Genomic DNA, 17,130 nt, shown 5'->3' with positions numbered 1-17,130 from the left:
CAGTCACAAAAAACGCTTCGCACGCTTTGCGTGCGTCAAAATCTTTCACGAAAATCCCATGCGGCGAGGGGATGCGCGCCCCTGTCGCCAGGGACGCGCACCTCTGCGGCCTACTTCTTGGGAGTAATTTCAGCAGGCAGATACCGTGAAATTTCGAAGCCAGCGGCAACCTGACACATGGTCGGTTTTTTCCAGTTCTTCTTCATGACATTTCTCCTCTTATACCAGCCCGAAGGGACCGATCCTGTCGTTAGCCAACCATTGCAGGGCACCGACGCAATGGCTCGTCCATCAAGTCTCAAAATGGACAAATGAAACAATAGGTTTTGAAAAATTGAAAACAAACTATCGAGAATAATTGCAGTCCTTACTTCAATTGGTCGTGGCGTAGGGTTTTTTCTCCTCCAGTGGCAGGTTTGCATCTTCCCACCCATCAGCGCCAAGCGGATACCAGATTACTGAACTGTAGCCCCACTCGACGGCGCGTTTCGCCGCATTCCACGACATCCAGCAATTCGTCATGCAGTAGAACAGAATCGCGCGCGACTTGTCCGTCCCGGCCTTGGCCGTGAGGCCTCGGCGAAAATAGCTGGCGGTCTCCTGCGAAATAGCGCCGTATCCCACATTGGCCAGCCATGTGCTGCCTGGAATGTCCTTTCTGACCTTGTCCCTCCATATGGTTCCTGCCGGCAAATTGGCCGGCTTGGGCGTGTCCGGCATCACGTCGAAGAAGATCGCCTTTTTCGCTCGCCACAGCGCTTCCGCTTCCACCGTCGTCACCACCCTCGCGCCTTGCAGCGTCCGCGGCACCGGCGCCCGATAGTCGTCCATCCGGAAACCGCTGGGTTCGACGACATCGCCGGCCCATGTCGGCTCGGTCAGACCCAGAAGGCTCGCGGCGACCAGCAAGAAAATAGTCTCCCTTCCATTCATTGGGTAATCAGGTTGTCGTGTTCGTCGATCAGCGGCACGTTGTAGCTCAGCAGGATCCTGGTGATCTCAGCCTGGTTTTCCCTGATCACCCGGTTGAGCGTCCGCTTCCATTCCTGGTCGGACGGACGTACGCCCATGGTGATGCGGTAAGACATGCGCGAGCCGGTTTTTTCCTTCACCAGTGGAACGATCGTCACATCAGCTCCGAGTTCCCTTGCATAGTAACCTGCCATCGGTCCCCACAGCACCGCCGCATCGATCTTGTGTGCCAGCATGTCCTTGATCATGACCTCTCCCATGGATGGGGTGACGCGCGTATCCACCGCAAGCGGATAGATCTTGGCGGTCCGCAGAAGCTTGTTGGCGGCCATGTTGGCGGTTGGCGGCGTGCTTTCAACGACGCCGATCGTCTTGCCCGTGAGTCTGGGATCCTCGATCGTTTCCACACCTTCCATATCGTGGCTTTTTGGATGCACCAGCACATAGGCGGAGCGATAGTAGGCGTTGGTGTTCTGCACCAGCTCATCGCCTTGGGCATAGCCCATGATGATGTCGCATCGGTTGGCCCCCAACGTATTGCGCACGAAGCCGGTGATCGTGGGAAACCAGGTGTAGGAGACGGACTTGCGCCCGGTTTTCGCGGCAACCAGCTCGGCCAGCTTGTTTTCGAAGCCTTCGCCGCTCTTGTCGGTGAAGGGCATATTCGAGGGATCGGCGCAGACGCGCAGAATGTCGGGATCGACCAGTTCTCCCGCCGCGCCAAGACCGGCGCTTTGCGCATGCGCGTTCGACGGCAGCAAGGCGAGTGTGCCGAGGATCGGCAGAACGACGCGCAGCTTCAATGCATCGCGGCCAATCATGTCATCCACCCATGCAGGATGCTTCGGCATCCTTCGCCGCCTGGGCCTTGTCTTCGTGCTTGGGCGGCCGTCCGCGGGGGGCCGCGCCATCTGCGCGCGCGCGCAGGTAGACGTAGAGGTCGTCCATGTAGCAATAGACATTCTTGTTGTCGCCAAAGGCAGGCATGACGTTTTCCTTGCCGCCGCCGACATTCTTGCGGCCTTCGGCGACGATCGAGAGGAATGTGGCGTAATCCATGGTTTTCAGGCTGTTGACCAAAGCCGGCGCATAGCTCGAACCTGTCGCGTCCTGTCCGTGGCAGACATGGCAATCGGAGTGATACCGGCGGTAGCCGCTGAACGTGTACCAATCGACGGTTCCGTTTTCGATCTTGTAGGTCGGATTTCCATCCGCATCCATATACTTGCCGCCTTCTTCCTTTACCGCCTTGGCTTTTTCCATGCTGTCGTCGGCCTGGGCGACGCCTGAGCTTGCCAGAGGCAGCAGAGCCAGGACCAAAGCCGAAATTACAATGCGAACGGACATTCAAACGCTTCCTTCATTTGCCAATGGACACGGTTTTGCTGTCGCGACCGGCATTGATCGGTGTTTTTGGGTGCGTAACCGAATCGAGAGCCCGGACATGGCTTCCGGATGATCCGGGCTCTCGTTCTTCAAGCCTTTGGTCTCACAAGACCCGAGGCGTGCTCAAGGTTCCCGGCGCATCAATCCGGGAGACCGAAGACGGTGAGCTGACCGCCCAGCGTTGTGTAGTCGGCAAGTGCCGCGTAGCCGCCGACGGCACCAAGACCAGCGGTGCCAACGACCGCCGCCTCGTCGCCTTGGGCACGGCCCTGATCGACGGCGCCATGCCAGGCAGCGGCGTTATCAGGCGAAAGCAGGCCGCCTGCCAGGCCGATACCTGCCCAGCCACCGACGCCGGACAGAACGGCGATGTACTGCTTGCCGCCCTGCTCGTAGGTCGTGATGTTGCCGATGATGCCGGACGGGGTCTTGAACTTGTAGAGTTCCTTGCCGTCCTTATCGACCGCCTTGATATAGCCTTCGAGTGTACCGTAGAAGACGACGTCGCCATCTGTCGCCAGCGCGCCCGACCACACCGAGAACTGCTCGGGCTTCGACCAGACGATCTCACCCTTGGCCGCATCCCAGGCAATGAAGTTGCCCATGTTGCCGTCGCCGCCAGGTGCGGGATACATCGACACGGTGGCGCCAACATAAGGCTGACCGGCGGTGTAGCTCACCTTGTAAGGCTCATAGTCCATGCAGACATGGTTGGTCGGGACATAGAACAGCCCGGTCTTCGGCGAATAGGCCGCCGGCTGCTGGTCCTTCGTTCCAAGCGCCGCCGGGCAGATGCCCGTCGAGTTGGTGTCTTCGCCGTTCTGCTGGGTCGAATATTTCGCCACGACCTGCGGGCGACCATATTGTTCGCTCTTGGGGTCCATGACGACTTCCGTCGCCCAGTTCACGGCCGGATCGTATTTCTTGGCGACGAGAAGGTCGCCGGTGGCGCGATCCATGGTGTAGGCAAAACCATTGCGATCGAAATGGACCAGCACGTCGTGCTTGGCGCCGTTGACCTCCATGCCATCGACGAGGATCATCTCGTTGATGCCGTCATAGTCCCATTCGTCATGCGGGGTCATCTGGTAGAGCCATTTGGCAACACCCGTATCCGCATCGCGGGCCATGATCGTCATCGACCAGCGATTGTCGCCGGGGCGTTGTACCGGGTTCCACGTCGAGGGATTGCCGGTGCCATAGTAGACCAGGTTCAGCTTGGGATCATAGGAATACCATCCCCATGTCGTGCCGCCGCCTGTCTTCCACTGCTCGCCTTCCCAGGTGTTCGTGCCGGAATCCTTGCCCACCGGCTTGCCGAGATGCGTGGTCTTCTCGGGATCGAGCAGGGTGTCCGCGTCCGGACCTTCCGAATAGGCTTTCCAGGCGAGTTTGCCATCTTTCAGATTGTAGGCGGCCAGCCAGCCGCGAACGCCGAATTCGGCGCCGGATACGCCGATGAGCACCTTGTCCTTGACGACGACGGGGGCAGCCGTACCGGATTCGCCTTTGCCGCCATCGGTCTGGTCGCCGTTCTTGACCGACCAGACGACCTTGCCGGTCTTCGCGTCGAGGGCGACGACCGTGGTGTCGGCCTGATTGAGAATGATCTTGCCGTCACCATAGGCAACGCCGCGATTGACCGTATCGCAACACATGATCGGAATGACGTTGGGATCCTGCTTGGGTTCGTATTTCCAGAGGATCTTTCCGTCATTCTTGAGATCGAGCGCAAAGACATTGTTCGGGAAAGGCGTGTGAACATACATCACATCGCCGATGATAAGCGGTCCACCCTCGTGGCCTCGTAGCACGCCGGTGGAAAAGGTCCACTTGACCTGCAGGTTCTTCACATTGTCCGCAGTAATCTGGTTGAGTTTGGAATAGCGGGTGTTGGCGTAGTCACCCGTCTGCATTGCCCAGTTCTTCGAATCCGAAGCCAGCTTTGCAAGGTCCTCGTTAGCCGACGCCGTAAAGGCCGCGCCGAGCGACAGAAACGCCGCAGTGGTTAGAATATAGGTAGCTTTCGTAAGTACACGCATCCGAATTCCTCCCGAGGTTCATAGTGATGAATCATTTGCTGAGCCCACAAGGGCTTGCCCAAGCGATTCACGGGGGGGAAATATTTCCGGCAGCGTGTCACGACCTAAGCCAGATGTGCAGAGGGCACCGTTACTGCCCACCTCACCTTGGCCTACGAAAGACTGTCGCCGCTCCCTAATGACGGTGACGCCCTTGAAGCCGGAAACAGGGTGAGGCTATGTCATCGCAAAACGCTAGGCAAGCAAAAAAGCCTGGGTGTTTTTTGCACCGCAATATCGTAAATGCTGCGGCGCAATATAAGGAAATAAGTGGGGTAGTATTTGTTAGATGAAGTATTCCTGATTGAGAAATAACGGTGGGCCGGATAAAATTTGATTATTTTCTGAGTTTTACATTTCACCTAAGCGTGGATTTTATTTGGAGGTATTCACTTCGATGTCTCGGCATGGCCATGTACGTGCCCGTTGGGAAACGATAGTGAGCCAAGCATGAGATGATCGTTGGAGTTGGAGCGTGGAGCGGGCCATTGGGGCCCGATGCGGAACCACCGTCGACCAGCACCGCATTCCTCCTTTGGTCGTATACGGAAGCCATGGGCGCTTGACTGACTCTGCGGCACGTTGCCAACTGCCACGGTGATCCCGACTGGGCGCATCACGCCCAGGCCAACCGGAGGTTTTCCCGTGATCAGATATGTTGGATTTTCGACTTTGCCGCTGCTCCTTGCCGCGCCGCTGGCCTTCGCAAACCCGGCGGGCGCCGCGGGAGATTACCCGACAGCAACGATTGCCGATTACGTGCTCGGCTGCATGCAGACGAACGGCCAGACACGTCAGGCGCTGGAAAGCTGTTCCTGCTCGATCGACGTCATCGCCTCGATCCTTCCCTACGACCACTATGAGAGAGCCGAGACTTTCAAGAGCATGTCTTTGACCACAGGGGAAAACGCGGGGCTGTTTCGCGAGAGCGCACCGGCGAAGGCAGCCCGTACCGAATTGAAGCGCGCGCAGTCGGAAGCCGACGTGCGCTGCTTTTAGAACCTGCTCAAATCCGCAAGCCGGATGGAGTTCCATCCTTTGTCTGGACAGTACCTTCCCGAAACAAGCTCCACTTTCGGGGTCAAGCTGGCAAGCACCCGGCAGTCCGGCACAGGATATCGAGACTTCAGAGTCCCGCTGTCTCCAGCGGCCACTGATTGCGAAATGTCTTGCCATCCGTATCGATCGCTTCAACCTGGATTTCGCCGTTGCCGTGCACGGTGAAATCAAATCGGAAATTGGGGTCTTCCGAAATCGATATTCCACCTTCCATGGAGAGGATCGGCTGGCCGGCTTGGGAGATCGACAGTTTCTGGACAAAATGCGCCGGTATGAAATACTGGGTCAGCGGATCCCGCTGCAGCCCCGAATTGTTAGGGTGCCGGATCATCAACTGCAGTTCCTCGGTCTTGGTCATCGTCTCTTTGGGCGGGAACTGGCGCAGCTTCATCTGACCCATCGTCGCGTTGGCCTCGTCCTGGTTCTTGACCGCAGGGGCGGAGCATCCGCCTGACGCCTTGACGAAGGTCTGCGCCATATGGAGTTGGCCGCCCTGCGTCTCAGCGATGGCCCGCAGATAGGAATAGTCGTTGACGCGCACGCGCGTCGACAGATGCGTCACGCCGGCATCCTTGCCGAGCTGGAACGTTGCCGCCACCGGTGCAGGGTTGGCATCGATGATCAAGGTAACGGATTTGATGCCGTCCGGCGCCTTGGCTGGATCGAGATAGATGTCGACGGGCACGATGGCGGCATCCTGCGCCCGCTTCGGCGCTTCGATCCTGACGACGCCGGTATCGACCAGAATTGCCCGATAGCCGAACACGTCGCCCTTCAAATCCTGCCAGATCCTATCCGAGGACGCGGTTGTTTGCTGTGCGCTGGCGGTTCCCGAGGAGCCGAGCAGCGTGCCGATGGCCAAGATGATCGCGAAGAAAACGAATGCGAGCGGCAAAGCGAGCTGCCGGCTCGAGTAAGCGTGATTTTGCATTTCGATGCCTCCACCAATGCAAGAGAGGTGGTGCCCAGGCTGGCGTTGAGGATAAGCCTTTGGCGACGCCTTGGCAAATCGCCGTGCCTTACAGCTGCCTGGCGCATGTCGGTGTCGTCTATTCCCATTCGAGTTCGGCAAATGCGGCCGTTGCGTTGCGCTCGTTGTAGTCGTCGAACAGGTGCCAATTATCCTGTTCGCTTTCGCCAGCGGTTTTGACTGCTTCGCGCAGCGGCGTTCCGTCGGCGATCGCCTTGCGGATATCGCGCGCCAGAACCTCGAAATAGCGTCGCTCCCCCGCCAGCGCCTGTGGCCAGTCGGCCGTTACAGGACCATGACCTGGAACGACGCGCGCGGCGTCGATCGCGGTGAGCGCATCCATCTGGCGGAGCCATCCAAGCAGTGATCCGTCGAGCGTCGGCAAGGAGCCCATAAACACGAGATCGCCGGCAAAGAGCGTTCTGGTCGCGGGATCGAACACGGTCAGGTCGTTGTCGGTGTGCGCCGCCTTCCATGCCCGCAGTTCGATCATGCGCCCGCCGAGGTCGAGTTGCAGGCGATCGTCGACCAGCATGGTCGGCGACACGATCTCGATCCCCTCCATCAGCGCCTCGCCAAGCTGTTCGCGATAGTTGTGCAGATAGAACGCGCCACGCGCCTCAAGGGCACGCGGCAGATTGCGGTGACCGACGATGGTCGCGCCGATCTTCCGGAATGCCGCATTGCCGAAGATATGGTCGGGATGCATGTGGGTGTTGACCAGGAAGCGAACCGGCTTTGCTGTCAGCTTTCCGATCGCGGCGAGAAAGGCGTGCGCCTCGATCAGGCTGCCACCGCTGTCGATGACGGCAACCGCATCGGTGCCGATGACGGCGCCCAGATTGCAGATCGCACCGTCGTTGGCGGCGGTCATCAACTCATCCGCGCCCTGGAAGGCGAAGACGCCGTCGGCGATTTGTCTGACCGAGAACCGAGAACTGCCACCTGCGGCCAGAACGGCTCGTCCGAGGCAGCATGGCAGCAAGGCGGCGCTGGCGGCGGTGCAGGCGAAGCCACTCACAAGCCTGCGTCTTAGCCGATCAACCGACATGAAGGCCTCCGATATGCATTTCGCCTGCTGGCAATCAGGTGACGTCCGGAAATCTATGATGGAACGACCGCAGAAGGTCGCTCATCACCTGCGAATTGCGATGTTGCCGTGGCAGCCGTACGTCGAACACGTCGAGCACATGGGTTGGCCGCGGCGCGAGCACGATGATGCGGTCCGACAGCATCAGTGCCTCGCGTAGATTGTGCGTCACCATCAAGGCGGTCGTTGGCCGTGCCGACCACACGGTCAAAAGCAGATGCCGAAGCCGCTCGGCGGTCTGTTCGTCGAGCGAGACAAAGGGTTCGTCCAGGAAAAGCACCGCCGGCTCGGTGGCGAAAGCCCTGGCAAGTGCTGCCCTGCGCGCAAGGCCGAGCGACAGTTCGGCAGGATAGAGCGAGCGCATGCCGGCGAGGCCGAGCGTGTCGAACAGCCTGTCGAGATTTTTCGCTCTCAAGCTTTTCGGCAACGCCAGCCTGACATTCTGCTCCACCGTTCGCCACGGCAGCAGGGTCGGTTCCTGGAATACGGCGGCGATGCGGTTCGAACCTCCTTGCGGCAACTGGAAGGAGCCGGAAAAGTCTTTGTCCAAGCCAAGCAGGATACGCAGCGTCGTGGTTTTGCCGCAGCCCGACGGTCCCAGCAAGCAGGCGAATTCGCCTTGCCGGACCTCGAAGGAAAGGTCCTGAAGCGCCGTGATCGAGACGCCTCGCGCGGACCTGAAGGTCTTTTCGGCGATGTCGACCTTAAGCGGGACGACGGCGCCAACGGGTTGCATGTCGTTCAACGGGCTGCACCAGGAGAAGTTCAATGACAAGCATCACCGCCACGAAAGCCAGCGTGTAGGCAAGAATGGCGGCGACATCGAAGAGCTGGAAATAGAGATGGATCTGGAAGCCGACACCGTTCGAGCGGCCGAGCAGTTCGACGACCAAGACGATCTTCCAGATGAGGGCGATGCCGGATCGCGATGCGGCGGCAAGATAGGGCTGCAATTGCGGCAGCAGGATATGGCGGATGCGTTCAAGGCGGCCGAAACGATAGACGGTGGCCATTTCGGCGTAACTTGGATCAAGCGCCCTGGCGCCTTCGCGCATCGTCACCACGACATTCGGGATCTTGTTCACCGCCACCGCGCCGATCGCCGCCGCCTCGTTGAGGCCGAACCAGATGTAGCCGAGGACGATGACCACCAGCGCCGGGATGTTGAGGAACAGGATCACCCACGGGTTGAAAAAATGGTCGACACGACGATAGCTGCCGAGCAAAACGCCGATGACGGATCCGATGATCATTGCGACGATATATGCCGCGGCGACCCGGCCGAGGGTCACGCCGAGATGGTAAAAGAGATCGCCGTTCGCAGCCTCCCTGAGAAGCACCTGCCAGACCTGCCCAGGTCCTGGAAAGGCACGGCTTGGCCAGACGCTTGCCGCAAGGTTCCACAGCAGGCAAAGCCCGAGCAGGGAAACCGCTACGGTCAGCGCGGGCACCAGTGCCATCGCCAGGCTACGTCGGCCGGACATGCTCGGCGGGGCATCACGCGTGCCGCCGGTTTCCAATGCGGTCATTTCCGGGGTTCCTGCCAGAATGTGCCGGGCGCCATTTCCGGTGCGCTGCCGACCAGCTTCGCGCCGCCGATCGCCGCCAGCACATGGTATAGCCTGCCGGCGTCGGCCGCTTCGTCGGCGACCGACCGTCTGGGAATGCCCTGGCGGTAGCGATCGCGCAGCTTTTCCAGTTCCTTGCCTTCCGCGCGAATGATCGGCGCCAGGCGCAGCCATTCGTCATCGGATCTGGCCAGCAAGTCCTTGGCTTGCGCGGACGCCCTCACGAAACCCCTGACGGCATCCGGGTTCTGGTTTGCCCATTGGTCATGGAAGACGTAACCGAGGGCCGAAACGGGTCCCAGAGCCCCGAGCGCCTTTGCCGCGTCGTTCACGCCGATCAGTCGACGGAAGCCATTGGCCTCGAGACGGGCGCAAAAATGCCAGAAATTCAGCACCGCATCGAGTTCGCCCTGTATCGCCTTTTCCGAAATCAGCGGCGGCGCGCCAAAGACGATGTCGCTGGCTGCCGACAGGTCGACGCCGAGATCGCGTCTGGTCAGCGCTTGTATCAGCAGCCAACTCTTGTCGAGCGGGCCGCCGGCGACGCCGATTTTCTTGTCCTTGAGATCGGCGACCGTCCGTATCGGCGAATCCTCCTTCACCATGATCGCCCCCACGGCGGTCGAATAGGGGGTCAATGTGAGGTCGCCGCCTTCGGAGCGCTGGCGCGAGACCCACAGCCAGTCTGAGACGATCATGTCGATCGCGCCAGCCAGCATCGCGACGTTGGTCGCATCTTCGCCGGCGAAGTCGATGATCTCCAGATCGATCCCGTTGGCGGCATCGAATTTGTGCTGCCTTAGCGTATCGAGTTCCCAACTCACGGTTCCAAACTTCAGCACACCGAGGCGAATCCTGGCTGCCGCAACGCCCGGCCTAGTAGCAAGAACAGCGGCTGTCCCGAGAACCGCCAGACGCAACGTCATGCGCCGTGAAACCATCATGACACCTCCTCCCCAGGGTTCCGCGCTGCCAAATCAAATGGCTCGTTCCTTGTTTGGAAATGCGCATTTCCAGCGCATGACCTTGAGGGTCGGGTGTTCTTGGGACCATTTCGCGATTTCGCTGGGGGCAAGGATCATGCATTGGAACAGAGTGCCGCGGCTCTCGAAATAGAGATGTTCGTCTCGGCAATTGCTCGGATTGGCGCTGAGGCAAACCGTCAATATGAGATCGACCATGTCCATTCAGCACCTCTTGCGCGTTCCCAAACGCTCATCCCGGCGAGCTCAGCCCAACCAGAAGCGAGGGCAAAATCACCGTTTGCCGGATTTCCCGAGGTGCCAATGGAGAAACCGGAGTGAGGTCAAGCTACGCGCTCGCCGGATCACCGTCAACAAAGACGAATGGACGGGTCTGTTGAGCACCCAGGCCTCTAAACCTTTGTACGATTGACTTTCACAACATGCCAATTAGCTTCTGAATCACGCGGCGCGGCTCCACGGGAGAAGCGGATATTCCACACCACCGCGTAAGGCGCATGCCGACGGATCAAAGGATCGGCATGCGCAAATCGTCCAGGGCACCCAGACGATCAATGAGGAAATGCCATGCGCGCAATCGCATTTTTCGCAGTCATGTCCGTTGTGCCCTTCATCGCGAGCCAATCCCAGGCACAGGATGCGGCGGCGGGTGAGAAGGTCTTCGCCAAATGCAAGGTCTGCCACGTCGCCGACCAGGACAAGAACAAGGTCGGCCCGTCGTTGAACGGCGTCATAGGCCGAACGGCTGGAACACACCCGGGGTTCAGCTATTCTCAGGCGATGGTCGCGGCTGGCAAATCCGGCGTCAAATGGGATGAGCCCTCACTGAAGACCTATCTTCACGATCCCAAGGCCATGGTCAAAGGAACGAAGATGGCGTTTGTCGGCCTCAAGCAGGACGAAGACATCGCCAATGTCATTGCCTATCTGAAGCAATTCTCGAAATAGAGCGCAGCCGGCCGTTCGAATTTGCGTTCGGCCGGCGGACGCCTCAATCACGCATCGGCTTGCAGCCTCTGCATTGCCGAAGGCAGATCGAAAAGGCTGTCGCAAACAAGGTCGGCGCCAAGCTCTTCCACCGGAATGTGGCTGTAGCCGCCGCGCAACAGAATGACGGGCAAGCCGGCGGCGCGTGCGGCGCCCAGGTCAGCGCCACTGTCTCCGACCAGCAGCGCGTCACCGGCGTCGACCCCAAGCTGTGCCAACGCCAGCAGCAGGGCATCGGGCGCCGGTTTCAGGAATGTCACCGCGTCTCCGCCAACGATGGCGCCGAAATATTCCGTCAATCCGAAATGAAGCAGGATTTCGCGGGTCGCCAACTGCGGTTTGTTGGTTACCACCCCCATGCTTACCCCGCCCAAATGAAAGTGGGTGAGAGCCTCCCTGACGCCAGGCATCAGCCTTGTCAGGCCGGTCAGATGCCGGCGGTAGATAGGCGCCATGACGCGGTTGGCCTCATCGAGAGCGTTACCGAGCAGTGGCGCTCCCGACGCCGCGAAGGCTCGCTCGATCAATTTCCTGACGCCGCCGCCGATCATGGCCGTGACCTGATCCAGGCGCAGCGGCGGCAGATCGCGGCTGGCCAGCAATTCGTTGACTGCGGCCGCTATGTCCGGCGCCGAGTCGACCAGCGTGCCGTCGAGGTCGAACAGGATCGCCTTCGGCGATCGAAGCGGCCTACCTGCGCCGACGTTCATGCGGCATCCTTCCACTTGATCGAGCAGCCGATCGAGGCGATCTGGTCCAGCGGCCCGTCGCCGGTTCGGGCAACCTGCTTCATCGCCTCGAACAGATCGCGTCTCAGCCCGGGCGCTCCGGCTTCTCGTCGCGAGGCGTCCAGCCGACCGCGATATTGCAGTCCCAACTCGCTGTTGAACCCGAAGAAATCGGGAGTGCACACGGCTGCGTAATCGCGCGCCACAGTTTGGTGCTGGTCGTGCAGGTAAGGGAAGCTGAAGCCGCTCGTCGTGGCGAATAGCTTCATTTGGTCGAAGGAATCCTCCGGGTAGGCATCGGCATCGTTTGAGTTGATCGCGACAAAGCCGATACCTTCGGCCTTGAGGTCGTTGGCATCGCGCACGATACGTGAAATCACCGCCTTCACATAAGGGCAGTGATTGCAGATGAAGGCCACGACCAGGCCGTTCGGGCCGGCCTGGCTGAAGATCGAATGCGACCTGCCGTCGACGTCAGGCAAAACGGCATCGATGGCGCGCCAGCCGAAATCGCAGACAGGGGGGACGGCCGCCATGCTTGCCTCCGATGGAATGGTTTACGCGGCTTTCCGGATCGCACCGTCGGCCGCCTGTCGGATGGTTCCAATGTTGGCGCGATAGGCCGCCTCGGTGCCCCCCTTGAACACGGCCGACCCGGCGACCAGCACATTGGCGCCGGCCGCGGCGACCAGCGGGGCGGTTTCGGCCGTGACGCCGCCATCGATTTCGATGTCAATCGGGCGGTGGCCAACCAGTGCCTTGATTCGCCTGATCTTCTCGATGACCGCGGAAATGAAGGCCTGGCCGCCAAAGCCTGGATTGACCGTCATCAGAAGCACCAGGTCGAGCCTGTCGAGCACATATTCGATGGCGCTCTCCGGCGTCGAAGGATTCAGCGATACGCCGGCCTTCTTGCCGAGATTTTTGATCGCCTGCAGGGAACGATCGAGATGCGGCCCGGCCTCGGCGTGCACCGTGATGATGTCGCAGCCGGCGTCGGCGAAGGCGGCCAGATAGGGGTCGGCCGGCGCGATCATCAGATGGCAGTCGAAGACTTTGTCCGTTCGGTCGCGGATCGCCTTGATCACCGGCGGACCGAAGGTGATGTTGGGTACGAAATGCCCGTCCATCACGTCGAGATGGATCCAGTCGGCACCCGCCCGCACGACAGCTTCGACCTCGTCGCCGAGCCGCGAGAAATCCGCGGAAAGCACGGAGGGTGCGATGATTGTCCTGGTGACCATGGTCGTCGTCTCCAATCCTGTCTGCGCTGTTGGTCTCTGCGCCAGCCGGCTTCATCCCGTCAGCGCATCTTCGTCTCCGGTTCGCCTTCGAGTTTCCCTTCCGCGAACACGCGGCTGCCGCGGATGTCGGATTCCTCGATGGTGACAAGATCGGCCTTGGTCAACACCCTGCTGCGCGATGCGAAAAGCCGGTTGGCCTGCCGCAGCCGTGCCCGATCGAGCCCATTGCGGACCGAACGCGCGTTGGAGAAATGCGGCAGCCTCATGCGGATCGGAAGATACTCTTCGAGCGCACGGGATGCCGCCTCGCTGAGGCGATAATTCTGCTCCGCGAGCATAATCTCGGCGATTGATTTCAGTTCGCTGACACCATAGTCGGGGAAATCGAGATGGTGGGCGATGCGCGAACGCATACCGGGATTGCTGTCGAAGAAGCGGTCCATCTTGTTCTTGTAGCCGGCAAGGATCACAACCAGATCGTCACGGTTGTTCTCCATGCACTGCAGCAGGATTTCGATCGATTCCTGGCCGTAGTCGCGTTCGTTCTCGGGCTTGTAGAGATAGTAGGCCTCGTCGATGAAAAGCACGCCGCCCATGGCACGCTTGATCACCTCGCGGGTCTTGGGCGCGGTGTGGCCCACATACTGGCCAACAAGATCGTCGCGCGTCACGGCGACCATGTGGCCTTCGCGGACATAGCCCAGACGATGCAGGATTTCGGCCATCCTCAGCGCCACGGTGGTCTTTCCGGTGCCGGGATTTCCCGTAAAGTTCATGTGCAGCGTCGGGGCGCCCGAGGTCAGCCCGAACTTGCGGCGAAGCCGGTCGACCAGGAGGAGAGCGGCGATCTCGCGGATGCGGGTCTTGACCGGCTTCAGGCCAACGAGTTCACGGTCGAGCTTGTCCATCACCTCGTCGATGTTGGAGGCCTCGAACTCGGCCTGCAGATCAACCGTCGCGTCCTGTGCGGCAGCGTCCTTGGTCATCGCGTTCAGCATGGTTCAGCTAGCTCCGCTCGCCCTCGGGCCTGTCGGTCGCATAAGGCACGATCGAATAACCCTGGCTGCGGCCGTCGCGCTCCTGGCGCAGCAGCCGGAACCCGGGTTCGCTGGGCGGCCGGTTGACAATGAACGACATGCGCGGCGCTTCCCAGCCCTTGGTCGAATCGAAGGCGGTTACCCGCACATACATGTTCGGACAGGCTTTCCGGCAAGCATTGACCTCGAGCAGTATGCCCGCCGGATCTTTCAAATCGAACATCGGGTTGCCGTACATTTCCCAGTAGGTGTTTCGCGGATGCGGATCGTCCGTGTACTCGACGCTGACCGCCCAATGGTTCTTCAGCGCGTATTTGATCTGCGCCGAAATCTGCTCATCGGTCAGGTCTGGCAGGAACGAGAACTGTCCCTGCGTGACCTTGTTTCCCGGATTGGTCATCATGACGATGGTTCCTTTCGTCTAGAAGCTGGGCGTTGCGGTTGGCACGAAGTCGGCCGTGTCGGTCGATTCGTAGTTGAAGGTGACGTCCTTCCAGGTCTCCAGGGCAGCCTTCAGCGGCGTGCACCATCTGGCCGCCTGTTCGAGGATCTTGGTCCCTTCGCGCAAATAATCGCGCCCCTCGTTGCGGGCCAGGATCATCGCTTCCAGGGCGACGCGATTGGCCGTCGCGCCTGCCTGGATGCCGTCCGGATGGCCGATTGTGCCGCCGCCGAACTGCAGGATGACGTCCTCGCCGAGATAGTGGATCAACTGATGCATCTGGCCGGCATGGATGCCGCCCGAGGCGACGGGCATCACCTTGTTGAGCGAGGCCCATTCTTGATCGAAGAACAGCCCGGTTTCGAGGTTCTGCGGCGTGCGCTCCTCACGCAGCGTGTCATAAAATCCCTTGATCATGAGCGGGTCGCCTTCCAGCTTGCCGACCACCGTGCCGGCATGGATGTGGTCGACGCCGGCCATGCGCATCCATTTGCAGATGACGCGGAAATTCATGCCGTGGTTCTTCTGGCGCGAATAGGTCGAGTTGCCGGCACGGTGCAGGTGCAGGATCATGTCGTTGCGGCGTGCCCACTTGGCCATAGATTGGATCGCCGTGTAGCCGATGACGAGGTCGATCATGACGATGCAGGAGCCAAGCTGCTTGGCGAATTCGGCGCGCTCGTACATCTCCTCCATCGTGCCGGCGGTGACGTTGAGATAATGGCCTTTGACCTCGCCGGTGGCAGCCGACGCCTTGTTCACGGCCTCCATGCAGTAGAGGAAGCGGTCGCGCCAATGCATGAAGGGCTGCGAGTTGATGTTCTCGTCGTCCTTGACGAAATCGAGGCCGCCCTTCAGCGCTTCGTAAACGACGCGCCCGTAATTGCGGCCCGAGAGGCCGAGCTTCGGCTTCGTCGTAGCGCCGAGCAGCGGCCGGCCGAACTTGTCGAGCCGCTCACGCTCCACCACGATGCCGGTCGCCGGCCCCTGGAAGGTTTTGAGGTACGCGACCGGGATACGCATGTCTTCCAGCCGCAGCGCCTTGACTGCCTTGAAGCCGAACACATTGCCGATGATCGATGCGGTCAAATTGGCGATCGAGCCCGGCTCGAACAGGTCGAGGTCGTAGGCGATGTAGGCGAAGTACTGTTGTTCGGTCTTGGTTCCGGGACCGGTGTTCGGCACCGGCTCGGATCTGAACGCCTTGGCGCGGTAGAGCTCGCAGGCGGTCAGCCGGTCGGTCCACACCACGGTCCACGTCGCGGTGGAGGATTCGCCGGCGATGGCGGCCGCCGCCTCCTCGTGGTCGACACCGGGTTGCGGCGTGATCCGGAACATCGCGATCAGATCGGTTTCCTTGGGCCTGTAGTCAGGCTCCCAATAGCCCATCTTCTTGTAGGGGATGACCCCTGACTTGTAGCGTTCCTTGCCTTCCTTGAGCGTCCCCGCTGGCAGTATGTCGATCTTGTTCATGACAGGTCTCCTGTTTGTTGCTCAGGCGGCTTTCGCGGTTGCGATATGGGGGTCGAGTTTTCCCGCGGCGTAACGTTTCGCCATCTCGTCCATGGCGATGACCTTGATCTTCGAGGCGTTGGAGGCCGTACCGAAACGCTCGAAGCGGTCCCGGCAGAGATCGCGCAAGGCATCCATGGCGGGTTTCAGGAATTTGCGGGGATCGAACTCGCGCGGGTCTTCCGTCGCGACGCGGCGGAACTGTCCGGCCATGGCCATGCGGCAATCGGTGTCGATGTTGACCTTGCGCACGCCGAAGCGGATGCCGCGCTCGATCTCCTCGACCGGAACGCCAAAGGTCTGGGGCATCTCGCCGCCGTATCTGTTGATGATGTCCTGCAACTCCTGCGGCACCGAGGAAGAGCCGTGCATGACCAGATGCGTGTTAGGCAGCTTCTCGTGGATCGCCTCGATCACCTGCATGGCCAGGATGTCGCCGTCCGGCTTGCGGGTGAATTTGTAGGCGCCGTGCGAGGTGCCGCAGGCAATCGCCAGCGCGTCGACCTGGGTTGCAGTCACAAAATCGACCGCCTGATCTGGATCGGTCAAGAGTTGGTCGTGAGAGAGCGCGCCCTCGGCGCCGTGGCCATCCTCCGCCTCGCTTTGGCCGGTTTCCAGCGAGCCGAGCACGCCCAATTCGCCTTCGACGGAAGCGCCGACCCAATGCGCCATGCGTGCGACGCGTTCGGTTATGGCGACGTTGTAGTCGTAGCTTGCCGGCGTCTTGGCGTCCGCCATCAAGGATCCGTCCATCATCACCGAGGTGAAGCCGTGGCGGATTGCGGAAAGGCAGGTGGCCTCGCTGTTGCCGTGGTCCTGATGGATGCATAGCGGGATGGCCGGGTGGATTTCGGTCAGCGCCTCCATCATCTTGGCCAGCATGATGTCGTTGGCATAGGACCGGGCGCCACGCGAGGCCTGGATGATGACTGGCGCGTCGCAGGCCTTGGCCGCTTCCATGATGGCGAGGCCCTGTTCCATGTTGTTGATGTTGAATGCCGGTACGCCGTAGCCGTGCTCGGCGGCATGGTCGAGAAGCTGGCGAAGGGTGATGCGAGCCATTGTGAATCC

20 protein-coding genes are annotated in these 17,130 nt (G+C 60.5%); 2 read left to right on the top strand and 18 right to left on the bottom strand.

Annotated elements, in window-relative coordinates; genetic code table 11:
* Positions 1-110 precede the first annotated feature (110 nt).
* From NKJ04_RS33650 to NKJ04_RS05260, 5 genes are all read right to left on the bottom strand, one after another.
* Positions 111-206 carry a coenzyme PQQ biosynthesis protein A gene (locus tag NKJ04_RS33650; RefSeq protein WP_013532074.1) on the bottom strand — a complete coding sequence of 32 codons (96 nt, stop codon included), beginning with the start codon at positions 204-206 and terminating at the stop codon, positions 111-113.
* A 166-nt stretch (positions 207-372) separates the two neighbouring features.
* A complete protein-coding gene (locus NKJ04_RS05275) occupies positions 373-933 on the bottom strand; it encodes a PQQ-dependent catabolism-associated CXXCW motif protein (protein WP_352440180.1) in 561 nt (186 codons plus the stop codon).
* Positions 930-1,823: a quinoprotein dehydrogenase-associated putative ABC transporter substrate-binding protein gene (locus NKJ04_RS05270; protein WP_352440181.1), complete on the bottom strand. Its 894-nt coding sequence runs from the start codon at positions 1,821-1,823 to the stop codon at positions 930-932. Before NKJ04_RS05270 ends, NKJ04_RS05275 begins: the two co-directional genes overlap by 4 nt.
* Positions 1,795-2,319: a c-type cytochrome, methanol metabolism-related gene (locus NKJ04_RS05265; RefSeq protein WP_023810386.1), complete on the bottom strand. Its 525-nt coding sequence runs from the start codon at positions 2,317-2,319 to the stop codon at positions 1,795-1,797. The genes NKJ04_RS05270 and NKJ04_RS05265 overlap by 29 nt, the downstream gene beginning before the upstream one ends.
* Before the next feature lie 179 nt (positions 2,320-2,498).
* A complete protein-coding gene (locus tag NKJ04_RS05260; RefSeq protein ID WP_127293373.1) occupies positions 2,499-4,400 on the bottom strand; it encodes a methanol/ethanol family PQQ-dependent dehydrogenase in 1,902 nt (633 codons plus the stop codon).
* 684 nt (positions 4,401-5,084) lie between these two features.
* Between NKJ04_RS05260 and NKJ04_RS05255 the strand changes: the two genes are divergently transcribed.
* Positions 5,085-5,438: a hypothetical protein gene (locus NKJ04_RS05255; protein WP_023810388.1), complete on the top strand. Its 354-nt coding sequence runs from the start codon at positions 5,085-5,087 to the stop codon at positions 5,436-5,438.
* A gap of 127 nt (positions 5,439-5,565) precedes the next feature.
* On the opposite strand, the gene NKJ04_RS05250 is transcribed toward NKJ04_RS05255, so the two are convergent.
* From NKJ04_RS05250 to NKJ04_RS05225, 6 genes are all read right to left on the bottom strand, one after another.
* On the bottom strand, positions 5,566-6,429 hold the full coding sequence (locus NKJ04_RS05250; protein WP_352552672.1) for a quinoprotein dehydrogenase-associated SoxYZ-like carrier: 864 nt from the start codon (positions 6,427-6,429) through the stop codon (positions 5,566-5,568).
* 118 nt (positions 6,430-6,547) lie between these two features.
* On the bottom strand, positions 6,548-7,519 hold the full coding sequence (locus NKJ04_RS05245) for a quinoprotein relay system zinc metallohydrolase 2 (protein WP_352673789.1): 972 nt from the start codon (positions 7,517-7,519) through the stop codon (positions 6,548-6,550).
* A gap of 34 nt (positions 7,520-7,553) precedes the next feature.
* The gene (locus NKJ04_RS05240; protein ID WP_352673883.1) at positions 7,554-8,294 is read right to left on the bottom strand and encodes an ABC transporter ATP-binding protein; all 741 of its coding nucleotides are present in this window, start codon (positions 8,292-8,294) and stop codon (positions 7,554-7,556) included.
* On the bottom strand, positions 8,263-9,087 hold the full coding sequence (locus tag NKJ04_RS05235; protein ID WP_352673788.1) for an ABC transporter permease: 825 nt from the start codon (positions 9,085-9,087) through the stop codon (positions 8,263-8,265). The genes NKJ04_RS05240 and NKJ04_RS05235 overlap by 32 nt, the downstream gene beginning before the upstream one ends.
* Positions 9,084-10,070, bottom strand: coding sequence for an ABC transporter substrate-binding protein (locus NKJ04_RS05230; protein ID WP_352673787.1), 987 nt, complete (start codon positions 10,068-10,070; stop codon positions 9,084-9,086). Before NKJ04_RS05230 ends, NKJ04_RS05235 begins: the two co-directional genes overlap by 4 nt.
* 33 nt (positions 10,071-10,103) lie before the next feature.
* Positions 10,104-10,313, bottom strand: coding sequence for a hypothetical protein (locus NKJ04_RS05225; protein WP_023810394.1), 210 nt, complete (start codon positions 10,311-10,313; stop codon positions 10,104-10,106).
* 363 nt (positions 10,314-10,676) lie between these two features.
* Between NKJ04_RS05225 and NKJ04_RS05220 the strand changes: the two genes are divergently transcribed.
* Complete coding sequence (locus NKJ04_RS05220) at positions 10,677-11,057, top strand: c-type cytochrome (protein ID WP_023810395.1); 381 nt, start codon at positions 10,677-10,679, stop codon at positions 11,055-11,057.
* A 47-nt stretch (positions 11,058-11,104) separates the two neighbouring features.
* On the opposite strand, the gene gph is transcribed toward NKJ04_RS05220, so the two are convergent.
* Genes gph through fba form a run of 7 tightly spaced genes read right to left on the bottom strand, consistent with a single transcriptional unit; the run spans position 11,105 to position 17,121 of the window.
* Positions 11,105-11,806, bottom strand: coding sequence for a phosphoglycolate phosphatase (gene gph, locus NKJ04_RS05215; RefSeq protein ID WP_352440185.1), 702 nt, complete (start codon positions 11,804-11,806; stop codon positions 11,105-11,107).
* Complete coding sequence (locus NKJ04_RS05210) at positions 11,803-12,360, bottom strand: thioredoxin family protein (protein ID WP_023810397.1); 558 nt, start codon at positions 12,358-12,360, stop codon at positions 11,803-11,805. The genes gph and NKJ04_RS05210 overlap by 4 nt, the downstream gene beginning before the upstream one ends.
* Positions 12,361-12,381: 21 nt before the next feature.
* Positions 12,382-13,068: a ribulose-phosphate 3-epimerase gene (gene rpe, locus NKJ04_RS05205; protein ID WP_128303317.1), complete on the bottom strand. Its 687-nt coding sequence runs from the start codon at positions 13,066-13,068 to the stop codon at positions 12,382-12,384.
* Between the two features lie 59 nt (positions 13,069-13,127).
* Positions 13,128-14,066 carry a CbbX protein gene (gene cbbX / locus NKJ04_RS05200; protein ID WP_023810399.1) on the bottom strand — a complete coding sequence of 313 codons (939 nt, stop codon included), beginning with the start codon at positions 14,064-14,066 and terminating at the stop codon, positions 13,128-13,130.
* 7 nt (positions 14,067-14,073) lie between these two features.
* A complete protein-coding gene (locus tag NKJ04_RS05195) occupies positions 14,074-14,508 on the bottom strand; it encodes a ribulose bisphosphate carboxylase small subunit (protein ID WP_013532057.1) in 435 nt (144 codons plus the stop codon).
* 18 nt (positions 14,509-14,526) lie between these two features.
* Positions 14,527-16,020, bottom strand: a complete 1,494-nt coding sequence (locus NKJ04_RS05190; protein WP_013532056.1) for a ribulose-bisphosphate carboxylase large subunit — start codon at positions 16,018-16,020, stop codon at positions 14,527-14,529.
* A gap of 21 nt (positions 16,021-16,041) precedes the next feature.
* Complete coding sequence (gene fba / locus NKJ04_RS05185; protein ID WP_352610606.1) at positions 16,042-17,121, bottom strand: class II fructose-bisphosphate aldolase; 1,080 nt, start codon at positions 17,119-17,121, stop codon at positions 16,042-16,044.
* Between the last annotated feature and the right edge of the window lie 9 nt (positions 17,122-17,130).

The sequence above is a fragment of the Mesorhizobium sp. M0618 genome (genome assembly GCF_040320765.1).
Taxonomy (GTDB): domain Bacteria; phylum Pseudomonadota; class Alphaproteobacteria; order Rhizobiales; family Rhizobiaceae; genus Mesorhizobium.
Note: the sequence above shows the minus strand (reverse complement) of the source record. Positions and strands in the feature narration are given on the sequence as shown.

Bases quoted from the DNA above. Each gene is read 5' to 3' on its own strand.
- gph (WP_352440185.1), bottom strand. From the start codon at position 11,806: ATGAACGTCGGCGCAGGTAGGCCGCTTCGATCGCCGAAGGCGATCCTG.
- NKJ04_RS05235 (WP_352673788.1), bottom strand. From the start codon at position 9,087: ATGACCGCATTGGAAACCGGCGGCACGCGTGATGCCCCGCCGAGCATG.
- NKJ04_RS05245 (WP_352673789.1), bottom strand. From the start codon at position 7,519: ATGTCGGTTGATCGGCTAAGACGCAGGCTTGTGAGTGGCTTCGCCTGC.
- fba (WP_352610606.1), bottom strand. From the start codon at position 17,121: ATGGCTCGCATCACCCTTCGCCAGCTTCTCGACCATGCCGCCGAGCAC.
- NKJ04_RS05265 (WP_023810386.1), bottom strand. From the start codon at position 2,319: ATGTCCGTTCGCATTGTAATTTCGGCTTTGGTCCTGGCTCTGCTGCCT.
- NKJ04_RS05225 (WP_023810394.1), bottom strand. From the start codon at position 10,313: ATGGACATGGTCGATCTCATATTGACGGTTTGCCTCAGCGCCAATCCG.
- NKJ04_RS05270 (WP_352440181.1), bottom strand. From the start codon at position 1,823: ATGCCGAAGCATCCTGCATGGGTGGATGACATGATTGGCCGCGATGCA.
- cbbX (WP_023810399.1), bottom strand. From the start codon at position 14,066: ATGCTGAACGCGATGACCAAGGACGCTGCCGCACAGGACGCGACGGTT.
- NKJ04_RS05230 (WP_352673787.1), bottom strand. From the start codon at position 10,070: ATGATGGTTTCACGGCGCATGACGTTGCGTCTGGCGGTTCTCGGGACA.
- rpe (WP_128303317.1), bottom strand. From the start codon at position 13,068: ATGGTCACCAGGACAATCATCGCACCCTCCGTGCTTTCCGCGGATTTC.
- NKJ04_RS05220 (WP_023810395.1), top strand. From the start codon at position 10,677: ATGCGCGCAATCGCATTTTTCGCAGTCATGTCCGTTGTGCCCTTCATC.
- NKJ04_RS05190 (WP_013532056.1), bottom strand. From the start codon at position 16,020: ATGAACAAGATCGACATACTGCCAGCGGGGACGCTCAAGGAAGGCAAG.
- NKJ04_RS33650 (WP_013532074.1), bottom strand. From the start codon at position 206: ATGAAGAAGAACTGGAAAAAACCGACCATGTGTCAGGTTGCCGCTGGC.
- NKJ04_RS05240 (WP_352673883.1), bottom strand. From the start codon at position 8,294: ATGCAACCCGTTGGCGCCGTCGTCCCGCTTAAGGTCGACATCGCCGAA.
- NKJ04_RS05250 (WP_352552672.1), bottom strand. From the start codon at position 6,429: ATGCAAAATCACGCTTACTCGAGCCGGCAGCTCGCTTTGCCGCTCGCA.
- NKJ04_RS05210 (WP_023810397.1), bottom strand. From the start codon at position 12,360: ATGGCGGCCGTCCCCCCTGTCTGCGATTTCGGCTGGCGCGCCATCGAT.
- NKJ04_RS05275 (WP_352440180.1), bottom strand. From the start codon at position 933: ATGAATGGAAGGGAGACTATTTTCTTGCTGGTCGCCGCGAGCCTTCTG.
- NKJ04_RS05260 (WP_127293373.1), bottom strand. From the start codon at position 4,400: ATGCGTGTACTTACGAAAGCTACCTATATTCTAACCACTGCGGCGTTT.
- NKJ04_RS05195 (WP_013532057.1), bottom strand. From the start codon at position 14,508: ATGATGACCAATCCGGGAAACAAGGTCACGCAGGGACAGTTCTCGTTC.